This window comes from Mycobacterium sp. NGS56, from assembly GCF_059812425.1.
In genome coordinates this window covers 372,427-397,436 of record NZ_JCALCQ010000003.1, presented here as the reverse complement: position 1 = coordinate 397,436, position 25,010 = coordinate 372,427, and the positions used below count along the sequence as shown (strand labels likewise).

Sequence of the window (25,010 nt, the reverse complement as noted above, 5' to 3'; positions counted from 1 at the left end):
CCTCCGCGTAGCTTGGGGATGGTGTCAATCCTGGATCTCCCGCTGCTTCCGATTCGCATCGCACGCCACGTCGTCGACGCGGTCTTACACCCCGCCACACCGGCACCCGCTCCGCCGGCTGAACTCATCGTGGTCGACGGGATGCCCGAAGGGGTGCCGCCGGCAGCGCGGCGCCCAGAGCCCAAACTGCCCACGCCTGCGGGATGGCCGTTTGGCGAACAATTCCCGCGCACGTGTGGCGCTGGCCGAGTGGCCGACGGTGCCTTGTTCTGGACCGACTTCCTCTACGACGACCACGGCGCGACCGGCATCCCGGTCGGCGATCTGAAGATTCAGGCGCCCCCGCGCGGAACCTACGTCTACCCCGACGGGCCGGCGGCCGGCAACGGCGCCGACATCTTCCGCGTCGGCATCGGCCTTGGCGAGACTCACACGTGGTGGCGAATCGACTGGAACACCCTGCTGGACGCCTCGGTGCCCATTGCGCTGTTCACCTTCGACACCGACCCCGCCCGAACGTCGGACGAAAAGTGGCCCGCAGGAGCCGGCGTGCGCTCGAAGGGCATTGACATGGGCCTGCTGATTTCTGGGAGTGGCGCCGCGCTGATCGACCTGACCACCCAGGCCAGGACGGCCGTCGCGCACAGCATCGACATGCAGTCGCGGTCGTTCGTGGCGCAGGTCCCGCGGTCGCTGGCGGAACCCACTGGAAGCTGGACGGTCCGCCTGGTCGCCGGGCTGGCCAACGCCGCGGGGGATGGTTTCGCCGACGTGCCTGCCCTGCACGGCGCGCTGCCCGGCCAACCCAACGTCTACAACGTGGCATTCCGCACCAACGACCAAGAGCCGCCGCATCTGAACTTCTGGTCGGATGCCGCCCAGGCCGCCGCCCTGACACATGGCGATGTCTCCGAGTTCGCGGTGACTGTGCTGTGGGCTCAGCTGGCGGCCCGCGAAACCACTCCCGAGCCGGTGATCACCGGGCCGTCCAGCAGGTGGTACGTGTCTTCGATCGAACTCGGTCAGGGCCTGGAACAAGGTTGGGCCGCCAACGACATCCTGAGTACCAAGCCGCAATTCCTCGGCCGGGTGCAACCGTATTCGATCTGTTTGCCGTCGAGCTACGCCCCGGGTCGCACGCTGCCGCTGACGTTGCTGCTGCACTCGCTTTCACTCGGCCAGAGCCAGTTCGCCGCGATCGACCCGCGACTGTTGCACGAGATGTGCGATGGCCGCGACTCGGTCGTGGTCACGCCGTTGGCGCGGGGACCATCCACCTGGTATTTCGACACCGGCGAGCTCGATGTCTGGGAAGTATGGGCGCGAGTCGCCGAACAACTGGGTACCGATCCCAATCGCACTGTGATCTCCGGCTATTCGATGGGCGGGTACGCGACGTACAAGCTGGGGCTGAGCTACCCGCAGGTGTTCTCGCAGGCGGTGGTGCTGGCGGGGCCGCCGACGTGCGGTGTCCGGCTGCTACCCCACGTCGACCTCCCCGCCGACCTCGACCCGGACTCGCCCTGTGCCCGTGAGGGTGACACCTGGAAGCTGCTGGTGAATGCCCGATGGCTGCCGTACGTCATCGCCCATGGGCTACTTGACGAACTGGTGCCGTTCGCCTCGGCCGCCGAGCAGGTGCTGGAACTGGACCGGTTGGGTTACCGCCACCGGTTCGGTGTCTACCCCCTCGAGGATCACATCGCCTGGGTGTTTCAGGACGAATTCGAGGATCCGATCTCCCACATGGGAACCGCTCTGCGCCAAGCGGATCCGGGACACATCACGTTCGCCTGGTACCCGCAGCTGGTGCGCGCCGATCTGGGTATCGGGCCGCACCAGGTGTGGTGGTTGTCGGAGCTGGCCGCCGATCCCGAGGTGACCGCGCGGCGCGGGGCCATCGCGGAAGTCGATGCGCGCTCGTACGCGCGGCCGGACCCCGCGCACACCGTCCGGCACCAGCGCGGATTCATCCCGCACCTCGAGCCGACGCCCGGGCTGTACAGCGAACTGGACTGGCAGGTGGGACGGCCCGTCGACCCGCTGCCGTATCTGACGTTGCGCCTGAACGGGGTAGCCAGTCTGCGGGTCGATATCGCGCGTGCCGGGCTGGCCGCGTTGCCGACCTCGACCATCACGGTGGCAACCGACGTCGCCGCCCGGATCATGCTCGGTGGCTTGCCCGCCACGGTTGACGTGCAGCTCGACGGGGAACCGGCCGGGCCGACCGTCACGGTGTCGCCCGGACGTCACCGCATCACGTTGATGGCGCGAGCGGCTGTTGATGAATGAGTAAGGCTCGCTACTGGCCGCGATCCAAAAGATCTGACGACCCCAGGACCCGCTCGACCTGAACCTCGATGACGACGCGCCGTGGATTGGGTCGCGGCGTGCGGTAGCGCTGGGCGTATCGCAGCTCGGCGTCGCGCACCGCGTCGCCGTTGTTGTTGACCTTGGACCGGCCCTCTAACGACAGCCACCGCGCGCCATCGACCTGGCTGAGCACGGCCACTCCGCCGCGATCGGCGTTGACGGCCTTCTGCGAACCCCCGGTGGTGATGACCCGGGCAATGTGGGTTTTGGGATCGAAGGTGAAACCGACCGCCACCACATGCGGCGAATTGTCGGCTCGCAGCGTGGTCAGCATGGCCAGATGCCGTTCGGACAGGAACGCCAACGCGTCGTCGGTGAGCCGGGTAGTGGTATTCGCCATCACCGCCAACGCTAGCGCAGGTGATAATCGCAGCCGTGGACGACACGGGCGCAGGTCCAGTACTAATCCTGGGTGGTCGCAGCGAGATCGGGATCGAGCTGGCGCGCCTCCTGGCGCCGGGCGCCACGGTGGTGCTGGCCGCCCGTCGGGCCGACCGGCTGGATGACCAGGTCAGTGCCCTCAAAGCCGCCGGCGCCGCTGCGGTCGACACCAGAGAATTCGACGCCGACGACCTGGCCTCCCACGGCCCGCTGGTCGCCTCGCTCGTCGCCGAGTACGGCCCCATCGGCACCGCGGTGCTGGCGTTCGGAATCCTGGGCGATCAGGCCCGCGCCGAAACGGACGCCGCGCACGCGGTCGCCGTCGTGCACACCGACTACCTCGCCCAGGTCAGCTTGCTCACCCACCTGGCCACCGCCATGCGCAACGCCGACCAAGGCCGACTGGTGGTGTTCTCCTCGATCGCTGGGGCACGCGTGCGCCGCGCCAACTACGTCTACGGCTCGGCCAAGGCCGGCCTGGACGGCTTCGCCAGCGGCCTGGCCGACGTTCTGCATGGCACCGGGGTTCGGCTGCTGATCGCTCGGCCCGGATTCGTCATCGGCCGTATGACGGAGGGCATGACCCCCGCGCCGCTGGCGAGCACGCCCGCGCAGGTGGCCGCCGCGACCGCGCGTGCGCTCGCCAAAGGTCGCCGCGCGGTGTGGATCCCGTGGGCGCTGGGGCCTGCGGCAGCCGTGATGCGACTGCTACCCCAATTCATCTGGCGCAGGATGCCGCGATGATCCGGGCCGCTGACGATGCACTGCGAAGCGGTCAGGAGCAGTGCACATGATCGTCGTGGTCGGCATCGGCGCCGACGGCGTGGCCGGACTCGGCGAAGCGTCGCGCACCGAACTCCGAAGAGCTACAGTCATTTACGGATCCAAGCGTCAACTCGACCTGCTTGATGACACGGTGCCGGCGCCTCGGCGGCAGTGGCCGTCGCCGATGTTGCCCGCGCTGGAAACGTTGCTCGACGAGCACACCGACGACGTGCACGTGGTGGCCAGCGGCGACCCGCTGCTGCACGGCATCGGAAGCACCCTGATCCGCCTGCACGGCCGCGACAACGTCAGGGTGCTACCGCACGTGTCGTCGGTGACGCTGGCGTGCGCGCGAATGGGCTGGAACGTCCACGACACCGAGGTGATCAGTCTGGTCACCGCGCAGCCGCATACCGCGGTCCGCCGCGGCGGCCAAGCGATCGTGCTGTCGCAAAGCAAATCGACCCCGCACGAACTCGCCGCCCTACTGACCACCCATGGTCGTGGCGATTCCGAGTTCACCGTTCTCGAACGCCTCGGCGCCCCAGACGAGCACCGTCGCGACGGGGCCGCCCGCGACTGGGCCGAGGACAAAGACCTTGACGACCTCAACGTGATTGCCGTGCGCTACCTGCCCGACGAACGCGTGTCACCATTGCCCGACGACGCGTTCACGCATGACGGGCAGATCACCAAACAAGGCATCCGCGCGGTGACACTGGCCGCCCTGGGCCCGCGGCCGGGGGAGCGGTTGTGGGACGTCGGAGCCGGCTCGGGCAGCATCAGTGTCGAGTGGTGCCTGAGTGGGCGAGGTTGCAGTGCAGTGGTATTCGAGCGGGATGACGGACGACGCGGCAACCTCGAACTCAATGCCGAGGCTTTCGGCGTCAGCATCGATGTGCGTGGCGACGCCCCCGACGCGTTCGACGGCGCCGAACCGCCGTCGGCGATCTTCATCGGAGGCGGGGTGACCCAGCCCGGCCTGCTCGACGCATGCTGGGATAACCTGCCTTCCGGCGGGCGACTCGTCGCCAACGTGGTCACGACCGAGTCGGAAGTCGTTTTGGCGCAAGCGTATCAGCGCCTGGGCGGCCGGCTGCGACGTTTTCAGCACTATCAAGGCGAGCCGCTGGGCGCCTTCACCGGCTGGCGCCCGCAGTATCCGGTCACCCAGTGGGTGGTGAGCAAGTGACGGTGTATTTCATCGGAGCCGGCCCGGGCGCTGCCGACCTCATCACCGTGCGCGGCCAGCGACTCCTGCAAACATGCCGAGTATGCCTGTACGCAGGTTCGATCATGCCCGACGACCTATTGGCGTTATGCCCGCCCGACACGAAAGTCGTTGACACCGGGCCGCTGACGTTAGAGCAGATCGTCACCGAGCTCAGCGAGGCGAACGCCGCCGGACGGGATGTGGCTCGGCTGCATTCCGGTGATCCATCGCTCTTCAGCGCGCTGGCCGAGCAGTGTCGACGACTCGACGACCTGGGTATCGACTACGAAATCGTACCTGGCGTACCAGCATTCGCCGCCGCGGCGGCCGCGCTGAAGCGCGAGCTCACCGTTCCCGGGGTGGCGCAGACGGTGACGCTGACCCGGGTGGCAACGCTGTCGACGGCGATGCCGCCCGGTGAAGACCTGAAGACTTTGGCCCAATCCGGTGCGACCCTCGTCCTGCACCTGGCCGCCGCCCAAATCGATGCCATCGTCCCGCAACTTCTCGAAGGCGGCTATCGACCCGAAACGCCAGCAGCTGTGGTGGCTTTCGCGAGCTGGCCGCAAGAGGCGGTGCTGCGCGGCACGCTCGCCGACATCGCCGGACAAATGCATCAGGCCGCCATCACCAAGACCGCGGTCATCGTCGTCGGCGACGCGTTGACCGCGGGGGGATTCACCGACAGCTACTTGTACTCGACCGGGCGAGCCCGGGGGAGCAGGCATTGATGCGCGTCCTGCTGCTCGGCGGCACCGGCGAGGCGCGCGCCCTGGCGAATGCCCTGCACCCGCGGGTCGACATCATCAGCTCCCTGGCCGGTCGCGTTCCGGATCCGGCCCTGCCGGTCGGCCCCGTACGCATCGGCGGCTTCGGCGGCGTCGACGGGTTACGACGCTGGCTGCGCGACGAACACATCGGCGCCGTCGTCGACGCCACCCATCCCTTCGCGGCGACCATGACGGCGCACGCCGCCACCGCGTGCGGCGAACTGGCGATCCCGCATCTGATCCTGGCCCGTCCGGCCTGGGATCCCGGCACCGCCATCGTCGTCGAGTCAGACGCCGTCGCCGCTGAAACCGTTGCCCGGCAAGGGTATTCCCGAATATTTCTCACCACCGGCCGATCGGGCGTGCGGGCCTTCGCCGACAGCGACGCTTGGTTTCTAATCCGAGCGGTCACCGACCCGGATGCGTCGACGCTGCCCCGCCATCACCGGGTCGTGCTCTCCCGCGGACCGTATCGTTACGACGACGAGTTGGCGCTGTTGCGCGCCCATCGCATCGATGCACTGGTCACCAAGAACAGCGGCGGGGACATGACCCGCGCGAAACTGGATGCCGCTGCGGCGCTCGATGTTTCGGTGGTGATGGTGGCGCGGCCGCCGCTACCCGCCGGGGCGTTGACCGCCGCCACCGTGCGCGAGGCAGCGGAATGGGTCGGCGCGCTAGCCGGTTAGGTGGCCGCGCTCGCCATCGGCCAACAGCGCATCGCGGGCGCGCGCGACACGTGAGCGGATGGTGCCCACCGGGCAGCCGCAGACCGCGGCCGCGTCAGCGTAGGGCAGGCCAAGCAGCTGGGTGAGCAAAAGCGCTTCGCGCTGTTCGGCATTGAGGGTAGCGATCATCGTCGTCACCTCGACCAGATCCTCGAATCCGCGGGCGTGATGGTCCCCGCGCCCCACGTGCTCAGGATCGGCACCCAGCGCGGCGCGAGGCCGCGATTGCAGATGGCGAATGTGGTCGGCCACGACGCGGCGGGCGATCGAGAGCAGCCAGGTCCGCGCGCTGGAGCGCCCGGAGAATCGCTCGATGGCGCCGATGGCGCGCAGGAAGGTCTCTTGGGTCAGATCGTCGGCGTTGCCCGTATCGGACAGATAGGCGACGAACCGCCACACGTCTTGTTGGGTGGCTTTGATGAACGACTCGAGCGCTCGCGAGTTCCCGCGGGCGGCTGACAACGCGAGTTCGGTTACGGTCTCGTCGTCACTCAGCGCGGTCATGCCCAACCACCTTCGTTGTGCGGGTGTTCCGATCCTACGACGGGTCGTCGTAGACGATGCCGTGGGGTCGCTGGCCGTGTGATTGATCGGCCGCAAGTGCCCACGCCGCCGATTACCGGGCGATTCCGCCACCCACGCGGGGAAGTCGGCGTCGTCCGAAGAATCGGAGCCGCGCCGGCGGTGCAAGCCCACCCGTTCGCGCGCCACCAGTAACGCGAACGCGAGGCCCAGCAACAGGGGCATGTGGCTGGCGATGCGGGTTGCGGTTACCTCGCCGTCGAAGGCGTCGACGATGACATAACCCAGCAGCGCAACGGAATACACACCGGTGATCGCCGCCACCCCCGAGGCGGAGGCGGGCCAGACGCCGGCGGCGATCATGGCCAGCCCCAACGCCAGTAACCACGCCGTCGACTCGTGCATCAGATGCTCGCCGGACATCGCGCCGTGCATATGACCGGATACCATGCCGAAATCGATGCCGCTGATCTGAGCGGCGGCAATAGCGACCTGGAAAAGGCCCACGCCGATCAGGCCCCACCGCCGGTAGTGCGTTCGCAGCCAGCGCATCCGAGCCTGGTGTCCGGTCGGTTGCTCGCCGATGCTGGCCATGATCTTGTCGACCAGGTCGGGCCCGTCGCCGGGGTTCACCGAGGCCAGCCGGCGCGTCTGCGCCGCCGCACCGATCAGCCAGGAGCGGCAGCTGCGGCAGGATTCGAGATGGGCATCGATTTGCTGCGCGAGTACCTGGGGACGCTCGCCGTCCAATCGAGCCGACAGCGCTTCCCGCGCAACCTCACACCGCATCCCTGCATCGTTGCGCATGGCCGGCGAGCGCGCAAAGAGCACGTGAAAACAAATACCGGGAACTAAACCGTGCGTTGAACCGACCACTGGACGCAAGCATCCCCAGCCCGCCGCCCCATGACGTTGACCGAAGAGGTGTTCGTGTCCTTGCCCGATGGCTTTCGACGATGACCGCCCCCATCTGGATCGCCTTTCCGCCCGAAGTGCACTCGACCTTGCTCAGCAGCGGTCCGGGACCTGGGCCGCTGCTCGCCGCCGCGGCGACGTGGTCTTCGATGGGCGCCCAATACGCCGAGGCGGCGGAAGAGCTCAGCGCACTCCTGAGCGCCACGCAGGGTGGCGCATGGCAAGGGCCGAGCGCCGAGCAGTACGTGGCGGCGCATGCCCCTTATCTGACCTGGCTGGTGGAGAACTCCACCAAGAGCACGACCGCCGCGGCGCTACATGAGACGGCCGCAGGCGCGTACACGGCGGCGCTGGCCGCGATGCCGACGATCCCCGAGCTCGTGGCCAATCACGCGACACACGCGACGCTGGTCGCGACGAACTTCTTCGGCATCAACACCATCCCGATCGCGGTGAACGAGGCCGACTACGCACGCATGTGGGTGCAAGCCGCCACGACGATGACCACCTACCAGGCCGTAAGCGAATCCGCGCTGGCGGCGGTTCCGGCGACGACGCCCGCGCCCCAGATAGTCACTCCGGGCGGCGAGGTCCAGGCAGCGGCAACCGATACCGCTTCCGACACTCCGCCGCCCACCTCATGGCAGGACCAGCTTGCGCAAGAACTCTCCGATTTCACCCAAAACGTCCTTTGGCCGCTCGGGAAGGAGATATACCCCGACGGCTGGCCGATTGACGCCGTTTCCTTTGCCAACGGGCTGGCCGCTCAGCTGATGAACATCCCCGGCATGACCCCGGCGCTGGCGACAGCGCTGGCCTGGTTCACCTTTCACTCGTTGATGCTCGTGTGGCCCTTGGTACAAGCGGTTGAGACGGCGGCACTGCTGGCCCCTGCCCTGCTACTCGTCGTTCCGGTCGCCGCAGCTGCCGGTGCCGGCATTGCCGCGGCCGTCGCTGGTGCTGTGAGTGCCGCCGGCGTTGCGCCGCCGGTAAGCGTGCCGTTGCCGACGGCACCGCCGGCTCCGATGGGTGCCACGCCGGCTCCGACGCCGACGATGTCCGCCGGTACCCCGGCAAACGCGAGCAGTGCCACGGTTTCCAGCCCGGCGCCAAGTGCGGCCACGGCGTCCGGTGGCGGCCCGGCCGGCGGCGGTCCGGGCGCCGGCTTCGGTCCGGGCATCACGGATGGTGTCGGCGCCGGCATGACCGACATCCAGTACGCGGTCGGCCTGGCGGGATTGTCGTCAAGCAGTAGTGCTAGCAGCCGCGCGCGCAGGAAGTCGGAAGAGCCGGCGCTCGACGACGCCGAGGAACCGGCCGCCACCGCGGCATCGGCCGCTGAGCGGTTGCGCAGACGTCGACGTCGCGGGGCAGAAGCCAAAGACCACGCCTACCGCTACGAGTACATGGACCTCGACCTCGACGGGTCCCCTCCGGCTTCCGATGTGGGCGCGGGGCCGCTCGGATTCGCCGGTGTCGCAGCCAAATCCGATGCCGCGCAAGCCGCGGGGTTGGCGACGCTGACCCGCGACGGATTGAGCGACGGCCCGACCGTGCCGATGATGCCGAGCACCTGGGATCGCGGCTGAGCCTTGCGACGATGCGGCCCGCGGAGCGGGGTGAGGAGGAGTAAGGCAGTCAGGATGAGCCTGTTTCAGGCCCGGTAGCGCCGCGGTGTGAAGACCCGGTCGGTGGAATCGTGTGAGTACCACTGGGTTTGCGACGAACCGACGATCAGCAGGCAGCGCATGTCGATTTCGCTGGGATTGAGATCGACCAACCGGACCACCCGGACGTCCTCGTCGGGGCCGGACACGTTGCGGCCGATCACCACCGGAGTGCCGGGTTCGCGGTGGTCCAGCAATATGTCGCGCATCGCGCCGACCTGCCAGGTTCGCGTCTTGGAAGCAGGGTTGTAGATCGCCAGCACCAGGTCGGCGGCCGCGGCGGCCTGCAGTCGCGCGCAGATCACTTCCCACGGCTTGAGGCGGTCGGACAGGGAGATCACCGCATAGTCGTGCCCCAGCGGGGCGCCGACCCGGCTGGCCACCGCTTGGGCGGCGGTCATCGCCGGAATCACCCGGACTTGCACACCCGGCCATTCCTTGGCCTCTTCCAGCACCGCGGTCGCCATCGCGAACACGCCCGGGTCACCCGACGAAACCACCGCCACGGCACGACCCTGCTCGGCCAGCGCGCATGCCAACCGAGCCCGTTCGGGCTCGTCGCGGTTGTCGCTGGCGTGGCGCTGCTGGCCGTCGCGAGCCGGCACGCGGTCCAAGTAGCGGCCGTAGCCGATCAGGTCGGTCGCCGCGGCAAGCTCGCGCCGGGTCTGCGGCGTCATCCAGTCCATGTCGCCGGGGCCCAAGCCCACCACCGTGACGCGTCCGGTGGCCGGCGTGCGCCGTCCACGCTGGCCGCCCGGCAATATGGCCAGCGCAAAGTACGGAACGCCGGCCTCGTCGACGTCGGCTGCGGGCAAGATGCGCTGGGTGGAGGTGCTGGCCCGCTCCACGTAAAACGCGTCGTCAAGCTGTCCAGATGCCGAAAGCGCTTCCCGCACAGCGTGATACGAGCGCCCGAGCTTGAGCACGACGGCGGCGTCGGCGTCGGCGAGCCGACGGGTCAGCTCGTCGACCGGCAAGGTGCCCGGCAGCACCGACAGCACCTCGTCGCCGGCCACCAACGGTGTGGCGATGGCCGCCGAGGCCGCGCTCACCGAGGTGACGCCGGGCACGATGACCGCGTCGAACCGCTCGGTCAGCCTGGTGTGCAGATGCATGTAGGAGCTGTAGAACAGCGGATCACCCTCGGCCAGCAGGGCCACATTGCGGCCGGCGTCGAGGTGCGCCGCGATGCGCTTGGTGGCCTCGACGTAGAAATCCTCGATCGCGCCGGAATAGCCGCCAGGATGGTCGGTCGTCTCGGTGGTGACGGGGTAGACCAGGTGCTCTTCGATCTGTCCCGGCCGTAGATAGGGTTCGGCGATACCGCGGGCGATGCTGCGACCGTGCCGGGCGCTGTGATAGGCCACCACGTCGGCCTCGCCAATCACCCGGGCGGCCTTGACGGTCACCAATTCCGGATCACCGGGCCCCAACCCGACGCCCCATAGCGTGCCGCGGGCGGTCACTCTCGATCGCTCGCGATCGCGTTGACGGCGGCGGCGGCCATCGCACTGCCCCCACGACGGCCCCGCACCACCAGATACGACGTTCCGCGCGGGTTGTCGACGAGCTCCTGTTTGGACTGCGCCGACCCGACGAACCCCACCGGCCCACCCAGCACCCCGGCCGGTGGGGCAACTCCGTCGTCGATCAGCTCGAGCAGCCGGAATAACGCGGTCGGGGCGTTGCCGATCGCCAGCACGGCGCCGGGCAGCCGGTCTGCCCACAGCTCCACCGCGGCCGCGGAGCGGGTCGTCTGCCGTCGTGCGGCCAACTCAACCGCCCGCGGATCGGCCACCAGCGAGACCACCTGGTTGTCGGCCGGCAATCGTGCGGTGGTGATCCCGGCGGCCACCATCGACGAGTCGCACAGCACGGGAGCGCCGCTGCGCAGGGCCGTACCGACCCGTTCGACGACGTCGTCGGTGAACGCGATGTGCTCGGCGACGTCGACCTGGCCGCAGGTGTGGATCAACCGCACCACCACCTGTGCCACAGCGGCCGGGAATCGCGCCAGGTCGGCTTCGGCACGGATCGTCGCAAACGACCGGCGATAGATCTCCGCCGCGTCGCGAATGTAGTCGAGCACTCGCTCACCCTAAAGCTTGTCGGCGTACCGACCAGCTGCGCCCGGCTACAGCCGTCGGTACCCGTCTGGCGTAGCCACCAGCACCTCACCGGCGAGCGGACTGCCGCACGCCCGGTCGCAACCGACGAAATGCCGGTGCACCGCCGAGTCGGCACCCAGCGACTGCGCGGCGTCGGCCCGCACGTCGGCGGCCGAGCGCGCGCAGCCGGGGCTGCCGGTGCAGGCGCTGACGCTGAGCCAGGGCGAGTTCTCGTCGAACACCAGGCCCAAGGGCGCCAGCACCCGGAGCGCGATATCGGCCACCTCTTCACTGAGGTCACACACCAGCACCGAGCGCCACGGCGTGATCACCAACGGCGCCTCGATCGCAGCCAGGTACTCAGCAACGCGTGCCGGCAGCACACCCAGCGGCACCGCTGCGCCCAGTGCCACCCGGCCTTGCTGACCGGGGCAGTCCTGGTCGATCCAGCCCACCGGCGCCTTGGTGACGGCCGGAAAAGCGGTGGTGCGCGGCTCGGCAGTAGGTAGCAGCTGCCGAACGTCATCCAATTCCTGGACACGCCAAGCCGTTCCGCGGATGTCGACGAACCGCAGGGCGATACTGACCAGCGTTTCGACCACCTCGCCGGCCGCCAGCCGCACACCGCTGTCGCGTCCGGCGAGCAACAGCGCGCAGCCCTCGGCGAACGCGTGGACGCCGACATCGGCACGCAGCCCCGACACGTCGGCGCGGCCGTCGTCCAGGCTGAACCAGAACCGGCCGCCCAGCTCGGCGAGCCTGGGCTCGCCGCAGATCGCGGCGTCCAGCTCTGTGACCCAGCGCCGCACGTCGAGGTTGCCGCCGCAGCGCCCCGACAGCGGTGACGCCACGATGTTGCGGACCCGCTCATGCGTCATGGACGGCAACAGCCCCACGGCCGCGAGCGCCTCGGCGACCGCGGTGACGTCGGTCAGCCCGCGTAACTGAACGTTGCCCCGGGCGGTCAGTTCGAGCGTTCCCGAACCTGACTGACTGCTGACGGCGGCCAGCGCGGCCAGTTGACCGGCCGTGAGCATGCCGCCGGGTAGCCGTATCCGGGCTAACGCGCCGTCGGCCGCCTGATGCACCTGCAGCGCACCCGGGCATGCGTCCGTCTCGCGCGTCCTGGCCACCCGTCCACGGTACGGCCCCAGTCGAAGACGATGGCCGCCCAGACGTGAACCCGAGAGAGCCGCCGGCTGATCACTCGAGGATTGAAGGCTCCGCCGTGCGGGCACACTCGTGCCCGTGGAGACGGTCGAGTACGCCCCGGGACGGTTCGCCGATGTCTTCGGCGATTCGGCGCAACACACCGTCCTGGTCTGGCATGGCATGCAGACCAACGCCCGCGCCGCGGTCGGACCGCTGGCCGGCATGCTCGCGACGTACGGTGCCGTCGTGGTGGCGCCGGACTGGAATTCCCACGCCGAAGACGGCGGACGGGCCGACCTGTTGGGATCGCTCGAGTTCACCCGCAAGCGCGCCGACGACGGCATCGTGCTCGTCGGTTGGTCTTTAGGGGGCGCGGCCGCAGCCGGAGTCACCCTGAACCAGAGTCAATTCGATATTGCGATCAGACACACGGTTTGTCTGGCCGGTGCGTTCATGGCCCCCGACCCCTTCTCCGGTCGGGTCTTGACCGACCTGCTGTCGGCCGACCATATCGCTGGCCCGTTCACCTTGCTGCACGGCGTGAACGATGACGCGGTGCCGGTAAGGGCCAGCCGCGAATTCGCGGCCCGCCTGAGCAAGATCGGTTGGCCGGTTGACGTGGTGGAGCTGGCGGCAGATCACGGGTCGATCGCCGGCGCCGATTACGATCCCGCCGCGGACCGGTACGTCCCGGGAACGAGCGAACACGCGCGAGAGGTGGGTGCAGAGGTCGCCGCCCGGATCGCGGCGACACTGCGGTACGAATGATGGGTGGCTGAGCCGACCATCCTGCTGCTGTCGACGTCCGATACGGACCTGATCAGCGCCCGATCCAGTGGCAAGAACTATCGGTGGGCCAACCCGTCGCGGGTCTCGGAAGACGAGCTGCCCGGCCTGCTGGCCGACGTCGCCATCGTGGTGGTGCGGATCCTCGGTGGCTACCGGGCCTGGCAAAGCGGCATCGACACGGTGATCGCCACCGGGGTGCCCACGGTTTTGGTCAGCGGCGAACAGGCCGCCGACGCCGAGTTGACCGGTCTGTCCACGCTGGCGGCCGGCATCGCGGTGCAGGCACACATCTATCTGGCCCACGGCGGCGTGGACAACCTGCACCAGCTGCACGCCTTCCTCTCGGACACCGTGCTGATGACAGGGTTCGGGTTTGCCCCGCCGGTCGTGACGCCGACGTGGGGAGAGCTGCGGCGGCCGAACGCCACCGATATCGACGGCCCGACGATCGCCGTGCTGTACTACCGCGCCCAGCACCTGGCCGGCAACACCGGCTACGTCGAGGCGCTGTGCCGGGCCATCGAGGCCGCCGGCGCGCGGCCGATGCCGATCTACTGTGCATCGCTGCGCACCGCCGAATCCGGACTGCTGCAACGGCTCGGCGACGCCGACGCCATGGTGGTCACCGTCCTGGCGGCCGGAGGGTTGAAGCCGGCCACGGTATCCGCCGGCGGCGACGATGACAGTTGGAACGTCGAACACCTTGCCGCCCTCGATATTCCGATCCTGCAAGGACTGTGCTTGACCAGCCCGCGTGCTCAGTGGCACGCGAACGACGATGGCCTGAGTCCGCTTGACGTGGCCAGTCAGGTGGCGGTACCCGAGTTCGACGGCCGCATCATCACGGTTCCGTTCTCCTTCAAGGAGATCGACGAAGACGGGCTGATCTCCTATGTCGCCGACCCGGAACGCTGCGCCCGGGTCGCGGGATTGGCGGTGCGCCACGCGCGGCTGCGCCATGTCGCCCCAGCGGATAAGCGCGTAGCCGTAGTGTTCTCGGCCTATCCCACCAAGCACGCCCGCATCGGCAACGCGGTCGGATTGGACACCCCGGCAAGCGCCGTCGCGCTGCTGCAGGCGATGCGCGATCACGGCTACCGGGTGGGCGACCTGCCTGGTGTCGAGGCCGGTGACGGGGACGCGCTGATCCACGCGCTGATCGAACGGGGCGGCCAAGACCCCGACTGGCTCAGCGAAGGCCAGCTCGCCGGCAACCCGATCCGGGTGTCCGCCAAGGACTACCGCGAATGGTTCGACACGCTGCCCACCGAGTTCACCGACGCCGTGACCGAGCACTGGGGCCCGGCGCCCGGGAATCTCTTCGTGGACCGCAGCAACGATCCCGACGGCGAAATCGTCATCGCCGCAATCCAATCGGATAACCTGGTGCTGATGGTGCAGCCGCCCCGCGGCTTCGGGGAGAACCCGGTCGCCATCTATCACGACCCGGACCTGCCGCCTAGCCACCACTACTTGGCCGCCTATCACTGGCTGGACGCCGGCTTCGGATCGCACGCAGTTCTGCATCTGGGTAAGCACGGCAACCTGGAATGGCTGCCCGGCAAGACACTGGGCATGTCGGCGGCGTGCGGGCCCGACGCCGCCCTGGGCAACCTGCCGTTGATCTACCCGTTCCTGGTCAACGATCCGGGTGAGGGCACGCAGGCCAAAAGGCGCGCGCACGCCGTCCTCGTCGACCATCTCATCCCGCCGATGGCGCGCGCCGAATCCTATGGCGACATCGCGCGTTTGGAGCAGTTGCTCGACGAGCACGCCAACGTCGCCGCCTTGGATCCGGCCAAACTGCCCGCCATCCGCCAGCAGATCTGGACGCTCATGCGGGCCGCGAAGATGGACCACGATCTTGGCCTGACCGAACGACCCGAAGAAGACTCATTCGACGACATGCTGCTGCACGTCGATGGCTGGCTGTGTGAGATCAAAGATGTTCAGATTCGCGACGGGTTGCACATCCTGGGCCAAAAACCAACGGGAGAAGCCGAACTGGACCTGGTGCTGGCGATCCTTCGGGCACGCCAACTGTTCGGCGGCGAGCACACCCTGCCCGGCCTGCGGCAGGCGCTGGGCCTGGCCGAGGACGGCACCGACGAGCGGGTCAGGGTAGATCAAACCGAGGTCGTGGCCCGCGAGCTGGTCGCCGCTTTGCAGGCGACGGGCTGGGACGCCGACGCGGCCGAACGGATTTCCGAGGACCCCGACGTCGCCGCGGTGCTGCGATTCGCCGCCACCGAAGTGGTGCCAAGGCTCGCCGGCACCGCCGCTGAGATCGAGCAGGTGTTGCGCGCCCTCGACGGCCGATTCATCCCGGCCGGCCCGTCCGGCTCACCGCTGCGCGGCCTGGTCAACGTGCTGCCCACCGGGCGCAACTTCTACTCCGTCGACCCCAAAGCGGTACCGTCCCGCCTGGCCTGGGAAGCCGGTGTCGCGCTTGCTGATTCACTGTTGACCCGGTACCGCGACGATCACGGGCAGTGGCCGCAATCCGTCGGCCTGTCGGTGTGGGGCACCTCGGCCATGCGCACCGCGGGTGACGACATCGCCGAAGTCCTTGCCCTGCTCGGCGTCCGGCCGGTATGGGACGACGCATCGCGGCGCGTCGTCGACCTGGCGCCGATCCCGCTGGCCGAGCTGGGCCGCCCCCGCATCGATGTGACGGTGCGGATCTCGGGGTTTTTCCGCGACGCCTTCCCGCATGTCGTGACGATGCTCGACGACGCGGTGCGACTGGTCGCCGACCGCGACGAGCCGGCCGAGGAGAACTACGTCCGTGCGCACGTCCAGGCCGACCTGGCCCAGCATGGCGACCAACGCCGCTCCACCACAAGGATTTTCGGCTCCAAGCCCGGCACGTACGGCGCCGGATTGCTGCAGCTGATCGACAGCCGCAACTGGCGCGACGACGCCGACCTCGCCGCCGTGTACACCGCGTGGGGCGGCTTCGCCTACGGCCGTGACCTGGACGGCCGCGAGGCTGTCGACGACATGAACCGGCAGTACCGCCGTATTGCGGTGGCCGCCAAGAACACCGACACCCGCGAACACGACATCGCCGACTCCGACGACTATTTCCAATACCACGGCGGCATGGTGGCTACGGTGCGTGCGCTGACCGGGCAGGCCCCCGCCGCCTACATCGGCGACAACACCCGCCCCGACGCGATCCGCACCCGCACCCTGTCAGAGGAGACCACCCGGGTATTCCGCGCGCGCGTCGTCAATCCACGCTGGATGACGGCGATGCGGCGGCACGGGTACAAGGGCGCCTTCGAGATGGCGGCCACCGTCGACTACCTGTTCGGCTACGACGCGACGGCCGGGGTGATGGCCGACTGGATGTACGAACAACTCACCGAGCGTTACGTCCTGGACCCGGAGAACCGGAAATTCATGTCGGAATCGAATCCCTGGGCCCTGCACGGCATGGCCGAACGGCTGCTCGAAGCGGCCGGGCGCGGCATGTGGGAGGCGCCGCAACCGGAAACGCTGGACGGGCTCCGGCAGGCGCTGCTGGAAACCGAGGGCGACCTCGAAGGCTGACTTCGGCCCAAGCGCGGCGTAGGTTGACACCGTGACACCGACCTTCGCCGACCTTGCCAAGAGCCAGTACATCCTGCTGACCACGTTCACGAAGGACGGCAAGCCGAAGCCGACGCCCATCTGGGCGGCCCTGGACAAACAGCGCGGAGACCGACTGCTCGTCATCACCCAGGAAAAGTCGTGGAAGGTCAAGCGGATCCGGAACACTCCACGGGTCACGCTGGCCACCTGCACCATGAACGGCCGGCCCACCAGCGAGGCCGTCGAGGGAACTGCGGCCATCCTCGACAAGTCGGAAACGGCTGCCGTCTACGACGCGATCGGCAAGCGCTACGGCGTCCTGGGCAAGGTGTTCAACTTCTTCAGCAAGTTGCGCGGCGGCATGGACAACAACGTCGGACTCGAACTGAAGGTGGCGTAACCGCCGAGGCGCCGTGGCCACTGTCCTCATCCCGATCCCGGACCGCGACTTCGACCCGACCGAGGTCGCGGTCAGCTGGAAGGTGTTGACGCGAAGCGGCCACCGTGTGGTCTTCGCGACCGAGACCGGCGCGCCCGGCGCGGCCGACGACATCATGGTGACGGGGCGCGGATTGGACCTCTGGTCCGCGCTGCCCCTCCTGGGCGCGATTCCGTTGATCGGGCTGGCGCTGCGGGCCAACAAGATCGGCCGCAATGCCTATCGGGACATGGTGCGCTCCAAGGAGTTTCAACATCCGATCACGTGGGCGCACGCCACCCTCGACGGCATCGACGGGCTGCTGTTGCCGGGGGGCCACCGCGCCCGCGGGATGCGCGGCTACATCGACAGCGACATCCTGCACCGGCTGGTCGTGCAGGCCTTCACCCGGGGGCTGCCGGTCGGGGCCATCTGTCACGGGGTACTTCTCGCCGCGCGCAGCATCGATCCCGAAACCGGCCGTTCCGTCCTGTACGGACGCAAGACCACGGCCTTGACGTGGGCAATGGAGCGGTTGGCCTGGCGCCTCACGCAATTCACCCGGTTCTGGGATCGCGACTACTACCGGACCTATATCGAGGAACCGGGCCAACCCGGCGGGTACATGTCGGTGCAGTCGGAAGTCACCCGCGCGCTTGAAGATCCCACCGATTTCCGTGACGTCACCCGCGGATCACCGAACTGGCGGCTGAAAACCTCGGGAATTGCGCGCGATACGCCGACCGACTCGCGGCCCGCATTCGTCGTCGACGACGGCGACTACATGTCGGCGCGCTGGCCCGGCGATACCCACACGTTCGCAACGGCGCTGTCGCAGAAGCTGAACGCGGCGCGCTAGCCGACTACGGTGCGGCGTCCGTTCCCAGATGCTCGCCGAAGAACGCGAACACCCGTTGCCACGCGTCCTCGGTGGCCTCCCGGTCATAGCCGAAACCCGCTATGCGAAGCAGGGGTTGGCCGGGCAGCTCGTTGGCGAAGCTGTGCCCGACGCCCGGGTATGTCTTCACATCGGAGGTGATGTTCTTGGCGGCTAGGGTCTTGTTCAGTTTTTCGGGTGCGCCCCGGCCCAGCGGGTCGCGGCCGCCGAAACTGGCCACCACCGGGCATGCGCCGTCGAGCGTCTTGTCGAGGTTGCGGGGCAGGGGAGCGCCGTAGAACGGTGCGGAGGCGCCGAAACCCTTGGGCGACATGACAAGAGCGAATTGGCCGCCCATGCAGAAACCCGCGATGCCGACCTGGCCGGAACATTCGGGCATTGCCTTCAGGTGATCGCGCGCGGCGAGGATGTCATCGAGGGCGCGGCCGCGCTGGGTCTGCAGCTCCTTCATGACGCGGGAGATGCAGCGGATGCGGCCGCCGCGGGCATACATATTTGGGGTGAGCGCCAGATAACCCGCCGCGGCGATGCGGTCGTTGATCGACTGCTTGTCTCGCCCGTAGCCGATCGCATCATGGATCACCACCACACCCGGCCACGGACCTTGCCCCGAAGGTGTGCTCAGTAACGCATCGATCGGTCCGTCGGGGGTTTCGATCTGAATCGTCGTCATAGCGTCATCTAACTGCAATCACGTCCGCGAGCACCATGGGAACTAGCCGTAGTCCGCGGACGTTGGTCTGTCATGGTGTCGCGGCTGTTGCTGATCTACGCCGTCGTCGAACTCATGGTGATCTTCGCGTTGGTTTCGACGATCGGATGGGGCTGGACCCTGCTGGCGATGTTGGCCACTTTCATGCTCGGCTGGGGGATCGTGGTCCCGTTGGCGGGTTCGCACCTCATCCGCCGGATCGGGCAGCTGCGCTCGGGCCTGGCCGGACAACGCGCTGCGGTCGGCGACGGTGCGCTGGTCAGTCTGGCGGCGCTCCTCGTTCTGGTGCCCGGCTTGGTGAGCACGGCGCTGGGCCTGTTGCTGCTCATCCCGCCGGTACGGTCGGCCGTCGTGCCCGGGTTGAGCGCCATGGCGATGCGCAAGTTGCGCCGCCAGGTGCCGGGACTCAGTTACGCGAACACCCTCCGCGCGGAGCCTTACCCACCCGCATATCCCGGCGAGGCTTACTCGGCCGCTGGACGCGGCGAGTACATCGACGGCGAGGTCATCGATGTCCGCGACGTCGAGGCGCCGGCGCGGCCGCAGCGATTCGACGGACGCTGACGCGGCGCGCGCGACCATCTGATCACCGTTATCGCCCCCCGGACCCGTGCACGTAGTTTTGGCCTGTGACCGATCGTGACCGTTAACCCCGCACCGGTGGTCCTGCTGGTCAACGGGCGGGTGCACAGCCCGGCCCAACCGGACGCGACCGCTATGGCCATCCGCGACGGCGTCGTGGCGTGGCTGGGCGGTGACGAGGTCGGCCGCCGCATGTTTCCCGACGCCGCTGTCGAGGACCTCCAGGGTGGTTTCGTGGCGCCGGGGTTCGTCGACAGCCACATCCATCTCACCGCCACCGGGCTGACGCTCACCGGGCTGGACCTGCGTTCGGCGGCCTCGTATGCGCAATGCCTGCAGATGGTCGCCGACTACGCCGCCGCGCACCCCGGCCGGCCGGTGTGGGGGCATGGCTGGGATGAAACGTCGTGGCCGGAGAACGCTCCGCCCGGCACCGGTGACCTGGACGCCGTTGTCGGTGACCGGCCCGTTTATCTGGCCCGCGTGGACGTGCACTCGGCGCTCGCATCGACGGGGCTGCGACGGCTGGCGGGACGACTTCCGGCGGCAGCGGGTTTCAGCGCCGACGGGCCGCTGGCCGGCGACGCACATCACCAGGTGCGAGCCGTTGCCCGAGGCCTGCTGACGGCCGAACAGCTCGCCGAAGCCCGTACCGCGGCATTGCGGTCCGCCGCGGCGGCCGGCATCGTCGCGGTGCACGAATGCGCCGGTCCCGAGATCGGCGGTATCGACGACTGGCTGCAGTTGCGGGCCCTCGATCGCGGCGTCGAGGTGATCGGTTATTGGGGCGAGGCGGTGAGCAGCCCCAGCCAGGCCCGCGAGCTGATGGCGGCGACCGGAGCCCGCGGGCTGGCCGGTGACCTGTTCGTCGACGGAGCACTGGGGTCGCGGACCGCCTGGCTGCGCGAGCCTTATGCGGATGCGCTGGACCGCACCGGAAACTGCTATCTGGATTCCGATGCCGTCGAGGCACACGTGCGGGCATGCACCCTGGCCGAAGTCACCGCCGGGTTCCACGTCATCGGGGACGCTGCGGTCGCGACGGTGGTCAGTGCCCTCGAGCGCGTTGTCGCCGACCTCGGACCGGTCGCGGTCGCACGCTGCGGGCACCGCCTCGAGCACGTCGAGATGGTCAGCGAGGAACAGGCCGCCAAGCTGGGCCAGTGGGGCGTCATCGCCAGTGTGCAGCCCAATTTCGATGCGCTGTGGGGCGGCGTCGACGGCATGTATGCGCAGCGGCTCGGTGCCCGGCGAGGCAGTCGGCTCAACCCCTTTGCGCTGTTAGCATCCCAAGGCGTGCCCCTCGCGCTAGGTTCCGACGCTCCGGTCACGGATTTCGATCCGTGGGTGAGCGTGCGCGCAGCGGTCAACCACCACACCCCCGGCAGCGGGGTCTCGCCGCGGGCCGCGTTCGCCGCCGCCACCCGCGGCGGTTGGCGGGCGGCCGGTGTCCGCGACGGCAAGACGGGCACCCTGGTGCCGGGAGCGCCGGCCTCGTACGTCGTCTGGGATGCCGGCGACCTGGAGGTGCACGCCCCGCGTGACACCGTTCAGCGCTGGTCGACCGACCCGCGTTCACGGGTGCCTGCGCTGCCACGATTGCGCCCCGGCGACGTCCTGCCCCGGTGCCGGCGGACGGTGCATCGGGGCGCTGCCATCCATGGCTAGGCATTGGTCGCGCGGCGACGAGCCCGCGGATCAAACCGATGCGGTAGACGCGGACCCGCGGCCCCATACCGACCCGATCGGCGATGAGGTCGAATCGGACCGCGACGACCAGCCCGCCGAGGTCGGGGTCGACCCCGAAGCGCACGACGACGAGCACGATGGAAACGGAGGCGCCGCGCAACCCGCACCGCCCGGCGAACATGCGGCGTTCGGCGGTCGGCTGGGACGCGCGGCGCGCGGCGCCGCCACCGCACTGGTGGCAGCGGTGTTTGCGCGACTGCCCGGCGCCCAGGCCGCGATGTTGCCCCGCCTAACCCGGTTGAGTTGCGCAGTGGTTGCCGGCTTGCTGTTCTGCGCCAGTTTCCCGTCCCTCAATTGGTGGTGGGGCGCCATGGTGGCCGCCGCGTTGCTGGCATGGGTGTTGACGCACCCCGCGACTACGCCGGTCGGTGGCCTGGGCTACGCCTTTCTGTTCGGGCTGGCGTTCTACCTGCCGCTGCTGCCGTGGGTGGGGCTCCTGGTGGGGCCCATCCCGTGGATTGCGCTCGCGACCGTGTCGGCGCTGTTTCCCGCCCTGTTCGGCCTCTGCGCCGTCATCGTGCGTGGGCTACCCGGCTGGCCCATCTGGTTCGCGCTGTTATGGGCGGCCCAGGAGTGGCTCAAGTCAAGCGTCCCGTTCGGCGGCTTCCCATGGGGGTCGGTGGCATTCGGTCAGACGCACGGTCCGTTCCTGCCGCTGGTCCAGCTCGGTGGCGTTGCGCTGCTGTCCATGGCGATCATGCTCGTGGGCTTCAGCGCGACAGCCATCGCGCTGGAGATCGTGAAATGGTGGCACTCGGGGCATCCGGCGTCCAGCGTGGCCGGCGACAAACACGCTGCAGATCCGGTGCACCCCGATCAGGCGCCGCCCGCGGTGGTGCTGCCCGGCACCTGCATCTGTCTGGTGCTGTTCGCGTCCGTCATTGTTTGGCCGCAGGTGCGCCACGCCGGTACCGGGTCGGGTGGTGAGCCGCCGGTCACGGTCGCGGCCATACAGGGCAACGTGCCGAGGCTGGGCTTCGATTTCAACGAACAGCGCCGCGCGGTGCTGGACAACCACGTCCAGGAAACCCTGCAGCTGGCCGACGACGTGCGTTCCGGGACCGCTCCGCAACCTCAATTCGTCATTTGGCCGGAGGACTCATCGGACATCGACCCACTGGCCAACGACGACGCCGCCCTGGAGATCTCGCGAGCCGCCGCGGCCATCGGCGCGCCGATCCTGATCGGCAGCGTGCTTGACGTGCCAGGACGCCCGCCGCAGGATCCGAACTACACCAACACCATGATCGTGTGGAATCCAGCCACCGGCCCGGCCGATCGCCACGACAAGGAAATCGTGCAGCCCTTCGGCGAGTACCTGCCGATGCCGTGGCTGTTCAAGCACCTGTCCGGTTACGCGGACCGCGCCGGAAGTTTCGTGCCCCGTCAGGACGCCGATGTGGTGCACATCGCGGAGGTGCCCGTGGGCGTGGCCACCTGCTGGGAAGTGATCTTTGACCGCGTCCCGAGAAAAGCGGTGCTCGGCGGTGCCCAGTTGTTGGCCGTGCCGGCCAACAACGCGACGTTCAACAAGACGATGAGTGAACAGCAGCTCGCATTCGCCAAGGTCCGGGCCGTCGAACACGACCGGTACGTGGTGGTTGCCGGCACCACGGGGATCAGCGCGGTGGTGGCCCCCGACGGCGGCGAGCTGGCCCGCACCGAGTTCTTCCAGCCCGCCTATCTGGACATGCAGGTGCGCCTGAAGACGAGGCTGACGCCGGCGACGCGGTGGGGGCCGCTGCTGCAATGGGTGATGGTCCTAGCGGCCGGAGCGGTGATCCTGGTCGGGATACGGCACAATGGATGGTTCCCGCGTTCGGTACGTCTCAGGTCCACACGCCAATCGGGGCCGGTGAAACCCCCGGCAGATCCCCGTCCGACGAGCACGACCGAAGACACCGCGCCCGACCCCCGGGCGGACGTCGGCGACTGACCACATCCCGTCCGACCAGGACGGCCGACACTCTTCGAACTCGGGCGACACAGAGGAGCTACATGACCACCGGCCAGCCGGCGCCCCAAGTCCCAGGCAATCGTCCCAGCCAGCGCGTCTTGGTGATCATCCCGACCTACAACGAGCTGGAGAACCTCCCGGTCATCCACCGGCGGCTCAAACAGGCTTGCCCGCACGTGCACCTGCTCGTGGTGGACGACAGCAGCCCCGACGGCACCGGCCAGCTCGCCGAGGAGCTGGCGTCGGCCGACGCCGGTCGCACGCACGTCATGCACCGCACCGCCAAGGACGGCCTGGGCGCGGCGTATCTGGCGGGTTTTGCGTGGGGATTGAGCCGTGATTACTCGGTGCTGGTTGAGATGGACGCCGACGGCAGCCACGCGCCCGAACAGCTGCACCGCTTGCTGGACGCCGTCGACGCCGGCGCCGATCTGGCCATCGGGTCGCGATACGTCGAGGGCGGCACGGTGCGCAATTGGCCGAAGCGGCGCTGGGCGCTGTCCTGGACGGCCAACACCTATGCGCGGCTGGCGCTCGGTATCGGTGTGCACGACATCACCGCCGGCTATCGCGCGTACCGCCGCGAGGTGCTCGAGGCGATCGACCTCGACGGCGTGGACTCCAAGGGCTATTGCTTCCAGATCGATCTGACCTGGCGCACCATCTGCAACGGGTTCACCATCACCGAGGTACCCATCACCTTCACCGAGCGTGAGCTCGGTGTTTCCAAGATGAGCGGATCCAACATCCGCGAAGCCCTGGTCAAAGTCACCCGTTGGGGCATCCAGGGCCGACGGTCGGGGGCCCGGACCACCAGGGCCGACCACCGCACCTAGGCACGGCCAGCCCGGTTCAATTTCGCAGGTCAGCCCCGGCGACGGGCCTTGATTATCTCGAGACGCTCCTTGAGCAGCTCTTCGAGTTCCTCCACCGAGCGACGCTCGAGCAGCATGTCCCAGTGCGTGCGCGGCGGTTTTACCTTCTTCGGCTCGGGCAGGTCGCCCTCGACCAGGGTGCCTTCCAGGCCGTTACGGCACAGCCAGGTGCCGGGAATCTCGGCGTCGTCGGCGAAGGGAACCTCGAACTCCTCGCCGTTCTCGGTCCGGTACTTCGCGAGTTGGCGCGGTGCCAGGTCATGGTTGCGGTCAGTCTCGTAGCTCACGGCCCCGAGGCGACTGCCTCTCAGTACGCGATCAGCCATGGCTGCTACTCCTTCAGGTCTTTTCGGAGCTCTTTGGCTCTTAACTCTTCACCTAGCGAAACGCTTGGGGCGATCGGCGCAGTTCCCGGCCGAAGCCGGCCTACGCGACGCGACCATCAATGATACCGGGATCGCCGAGAAAACCCGATTAAAGTCGGCAGGCGTGAGCCGCCGTACCCAGCCGCAGCCCTGTCGATGGTGCGGCCGAGACGTCACAGACGCAGGGATGGGTCGTCGCCGCCAGTACTGCCGGCAGTCGTGCCGGCAGCGCGCGTACGAACAGCGAGCCTCGCTGAACCGCAACGGCGCGGCAGCGGTGGCCGACGACGCGGTGGTGCTGTCGGCCGAGGATGCCGCCGACCTGTCGGATCGCGTCTATCAGGTGCGGTGCGCGGCCGAGGACGTCGCCACGGCGGTCGACGAAGGCGCCGGAACCACCGAGCTGCGCCAGTTATGCGACGCGCTGATCCAAGCCGCGCGGGCCGCCGACGGATGGCGCCGAGCGGGTGTGTGACCGCATCGTTCAGCGCT

20 protein-coding genes and 3 pseudogenes are annotated in these 25,010 nt (G+C 68.5%); 15 read left to right on the top strand and 8 right to left on the bottom strand.

What is annotated here, in order from left to right; all coding sequences use genetic code 11:
• Positions 1–21: 21 nt before the first annotated feature.
• Positions 22–2,292: an alpha/beta hydrolase-fold protein gene (locus AC5Y4F_RS12000; RefSeq protein ID WP_499996868.1), complete on the top strand. Its 2,271-nt coding sequence runs from the start codon at positions 22–24 to the stop codon at positions 2,290–2,292.
• Between the two features lie 10 nt (positions 2,293–2,302).
• Here AC5Y4F_RS12000 and AC5Y4F_RS11995 read toward each other — a convergent pair whose 3' ends face one another.
• Positions 2,303–2,713 (bottom strand): F420-dependent biliverdin reductase, encoded by a 411-nt coding sequence (locus AC5Y4F_RS11995; protein WP_067932616.1) that lies wholly within the window; start codon positions 2,711–2,713, stop codon positions 2,303–2,305.
• A gap of 35 nt (positions 2,714–2,748) precedes the next feature.
• On the opposite strand from AC5Y4F_RS11995, the gene AC5Y4F_RS11990 reads away from it, so the two are divergent.
• The 4 genes from AC5Y4F_RS11990 to AC5Y4F_RS11975 are packed head-to-tail and all read left to right on the top strand — an operon-like array spanning position 2,749 to position 6,191.
• Entirely contained in the window at positions 2,749–3,498 is a 750-nt protein-coding gene (locus AC5Y4F_RS11990) for an SDR family NAD(P)-dependent oxidoreductase (RefSeq protein WP_067932618.1), read from the top strand.
• A gap of 46 nt (positions 3,499–3,544) precedes the next feature.
• Positions 3,545–4,711: a bifunctional cobalt-precorrin-7 (C(5))-methyltransferase/cobalt-precorrin-6B (C(15))-methyltransferase gene (locus AC5Y4F_RS11985; protein WP_067932620.1), complete on the top strand. Its 1,167-nt coding sequence runs from the start codon at positions 3,545–3,547 to the stop codon at positions 4,709–4,711.
• Complete coding sequence (gene cobM, locus AC5Y4F_RS11980) at positions 4,708–5,463, top strand: precorrin-4 C(11)-methyltransferase (RefSeq protein WP_067932622.1); 756 nt, start codon at positions 4,708–4,710, stop codon at positions 5,461–5,463. The genes AC5Y4F_RS11985 and cobM overlap by 4 nt, the downstream gene beginning before the upstream one ends.
• On the top strand, positions 5,463–6,191 hold the full coding sequence (locus AC5Y4F_RS11975) for a cobalt-precorrin-6A reductase (RefSeq protein WP_067932624.1): 729 nt from the start codon (positions 5,463–5,465) through the stop codon (positions 6,189–6,191). Before cobM ends, AC5Y4F_RS11975 begins: the two co-directional genes overlap by 1 nt.
• Here the strand turns inward: AC5Y4F_RS11975 and sigC are convergent.
• Entirely contained in the window at positions 6,180–6,734 is a 555-nt protein-coding gene (gene sigC / locus AC5Y4F_RS11970) for an RNA polymerase sigma factor SigC (protein ID WP_231986314.1), read from the bottom strand. The two genes, AC5Y4F_RS11975 and sigC, sit on opposite strands and share 12 nt — an antisense overlap.
• Before the next feature lie 114 nt (positions 6,735–6,848).
• Positions 6,849–7,541: pseudogene (locus AC5Y4F_RS11965) on the bottom strand (DUF2275 domain-containing protein); the annotation flags it as partial.
• A 167-nt stretch (positions 7,542–7,708) separates the two neighbouring features.
• On the opposite strand from AC5Y4F_RS11965, the gene AC5Y4F_RS11960 reads away from it, so the two are divergent.
• Entirely contained in the window at positions 7,709–9,256 is a 1,548-nt protein-coding gene (locus AC5Y4F_RS11960) for a PPE family protein (protein ID WP_499996863.1), read from the top strand.
• Positions 9,257–9,321: 65 nt separating this feature from the next.
• Here the strand turns inward: AC5Y4F_RS11960 and AC5Y4F_RS11955 are convergent, their stop codons facing one another.
• Genes AC5Y4F_RS11955 through cobG form a run of 3 tightly spaced genes read right to left on the bottom strand, consistent with a single transcriptional unit; the run spans position 9,322 to position 12,575 of the window.
• On the bottom strand, positions 9,322–10,800 hold the full coding sequence (locus AC5Y4F_RS11955; protein ID WP_499996859.1) for a precorrin-2 C(20)-methyltransferase: 1,479 nt from the start codon (positions 10,798–10,800) through the stop codon (positions 9,322–9,324).
• Complete coding sequence (locus AC5Y4F_RS11950; protein WP_067930994.1) at positions 10,797–11,423, bottom strand: precorrin-8X methylmutase; 627 nt, start codon at positions 11,421–11,423, stop codon at positions 10,797–10,799. Before AC5Y4F_RS11950 ends, AC5Y4F_RS11955 begins: the two co-directional genes overlap by 4 nt.
• A gap of 45 nt (positions 11,424–11,468) precedes the next feature.
• Positions 11,469–12,575, bottom strand: coding sequence for a precorrin-3B synthase (cobG, locus tag AC5Y4F_RS11945; RefSeq protein ID WP_067930991.1), 1,107 nt, complete (start codon positions 12,573–12,575; stop codon positions 11,469–11,471).
• Positions 12,576–12,690: 115 nt separating this feature from the next.
• Between cobG and AC5Y4F_RS11940 the strand changes: the two genes are divergently transcribed.
• The 4 genes from AC5Y4F_RS11940 to AC5Y4F_RS11925 are packed head-to-tail and all read left to right on the top strand — an operon-like array spanning position 12,691 to position 18,239.
• Positions 12,691–13,362 (top strand): alpha/beta hydrolase family protein, encoded by a 672-nt coding sequence (locus AC5Y4F_RS11940; protein ID WP_067930988.1) that lies wholly within the window; start codon positions 12,691–12,693, stop codon positions 13,360–13,362.
• A 3-nt stretch (positions 13,363–13,365) separates the two neighbouring features.
• Positions 13,366–16,941 carry a cobaltochelatase subunit CobN gene (gene cobN / locus AC5Y4F_RS11935; RefSeq protein ID WP_499996857.1) on the top strand — a complete coding sequence of 1,192 codons (3,576 nt, stop codon included), beginning with the start codon at positions 13,366–13,368 and terminating at the stop codon, positions 16,939–16,941.
• Between the two features lie 31 nt (positions 16,942–16,972).
• A complete protein-coding gene (locus AC5Y4F_RS11930; protein ID WP_067930982.1) occupies positions 16,973–17,362 on the top strand; it encodes a PPOX class F420-dependent oxidoreductase in 390 nt (129 codons plus the stop codon).
• A 13-nt stretch (positions 17,363–17,375) separates the two neighbouring features.
• Positions 17,376–18,239, top strand: coding sequence for a type 1 glutamine amidotransferase domain-containing protein (locus AC5Y4F_RS11925; RefSeq protein WP_499996855.1), 864 nt, complete (start codon positions 17,376–17,378; stop codon positions 18,237–18,239).
• A gap of 4 nt (positions 18,240–18,243) precedes the next feature.
• Here AC5Y4F_RS11925 and AC5Y4F_RS11920 read toward each other — a convergent pair whose 3' ends face one another.
• Positions 18,244–18,951: a dienelactone hydrolase family protein gene (locus AC5Y4F_RS11920; RefSeq protein ID WP_067930977.1), complete on the bottom strand. Its 708-nt coding sequence runs from the start codon at positions 18,949–18,951 to the stop codon at positions 18,244–18,246.
• A gap of 72 nt (positions 18,952–19,023) precedes the next feature.
• Between AC5Y4F_RS11920 and AC5Y4F_RS11915 the strand changes: the two genes are divergently transcribed.
• The 4 genes and pseudogenes from AC5Y4F_RS11915 to AC5Y4F_RS11900 form a co-directional block, all read left to right on the top strand.
• The gene (locus AC5Y4F_RS11915) at positions 19,024–19,554 is read left to right on the top strand and encodes an FxsA family protein (RefSeq protein WP_499996852.1); all 531 of its coding nucleotides are present in this window, start codon (positions 19,024–19,026) and stop codon (positions 19,552–19,554) included.
• A gap of 153 nt (positions 19,555–19,707) precedes the next feature.
• Positions 19,708–21,240: an amidohydrolase gene (locus tag AC5Y4F_RS11910; RefSeq protein WP_499997074.1), complete on the top strand. Its 1,533-nt coding sequence runs from the start codon at positions 19,708–19,710 to the stop codon at positions 21,238–21,240.
• Positions 21,241–21,538: 298 nt separating this feature from the next.
• A pseudogene (lnt, locus tag AC5Y4F_RS11905) lies at positions 21,539–23,140 on the top strand (apolipoprotein N-acyltransferase); the annotation flags it as partial.
• A gap of 130 nt (positions 23,141–23,270) precedes the next feature.
• Positions 23,271–24,114: pseudogene (locus AC5Y4F_RS11900) on the top strand (polyprenol monophosphomannose synthase); the annotation flags it as partial.
• Positions 24,115–24,143: 29 nt separating this feature from the next.
• On the opposite strand, the gene AC5Y4F_RS11895 reads toward AC5Y4F_RS11900, so the two are convergent.
• Entirely contained in the window at positions 24,144–24,479 is a 336-nt protein-coding gene (locus AC5Y4F_RS11895) for an RNA polymerase-binding protein RbpA (protein ID WP_067930965.1), read from the bottom strand.
• 163 nt (positions 24,480–24,642) lie between these two features.
• Between AC5Y4F_RS11895 and AC5Y4F_RS11890 the strand changes: the two genes are divergently transcribed.
• Complete coding sequence (locus AC5Y4F_RS11890) at positions 24,643–24,993, top strand: hypothetical protein (protein WP_082947451.1); 351 nt, start codon at positions 24,643–24,645, stop codon at positions 24,991–24,993.
• Positions 24,994–25,010: the final 17 nt, after the last annotated feature.

Excerpts from the sequence above, each read along its gene's own strand:
- AC5Y4F_RS11995 (WP_067932616.1), bottom strand. The coding sequence starts at position 2,713 with ATGGCGAATACCACTACCCGGCTCACCGACGACGCGTTGGCGTTCCTG.
- AC5Y4F_RS11985 (WP_067932620.1), top strand. The coding sequence starts at position 3,545 with ATGATCGTCGTGGTCGGCATCGGCGCCGACGGCGTGGCCGGACTCGGC.
- AC5Y4F_RS11975 (WP_067932624.1), top strand. The coding sequence starts at position 5,463 with ATGCGCGTCCTGCTGCTCGGCGGCACCGGCGAGGCGCGCGCCCTGGCG.
- sigC (WP_231986314.1), bottom strand. The coding sequence starts at position 6,734 with ATGACCGCGCTGAGTGACGACGAGACCGTAACCGAACTCGCGTTGTCA.
- AC5Y4F_RS11960 (WP_499996863.1), top strand. The coding sequence starts at position 7,709 with ATGACCGCCCCCATCTGGATCGCCTTTCCGCCCGAAGTGCACTCGACC.
- AC5Y4F_RS11920 (WP_067930977.1), bottom strand. The coding sequence starts at position 18,951 with ATGACGACGATTCAGATCGAAACCCCCGACGGACCGATCGATGCGTTA.
- AC5Y4F_RS11915 (WP_499996852.1), top strand. The coding sequence starts at position 19,024 with ATGGTGTCGCGGCTGTTGCTGATCTACGCCGTCGTCGAACTCATGGTG.
- AC5Y4F_RS11910 (WP_499997074.1), top strand. The coding sequence starts at position 19,708 with ATGGCCATCCGCGACGGCGTCGTGGCGTGGCTGGGCGGTGACGAGGTC.
- AC5Y4F_RS11895 (WP_067930965.1), bottom strand. The coding sequence starts at position 24,479 with ATGGCTGATCGCGTACTGAGAGGCAGTCGCCTCGGGGCCGTGAGCTAC.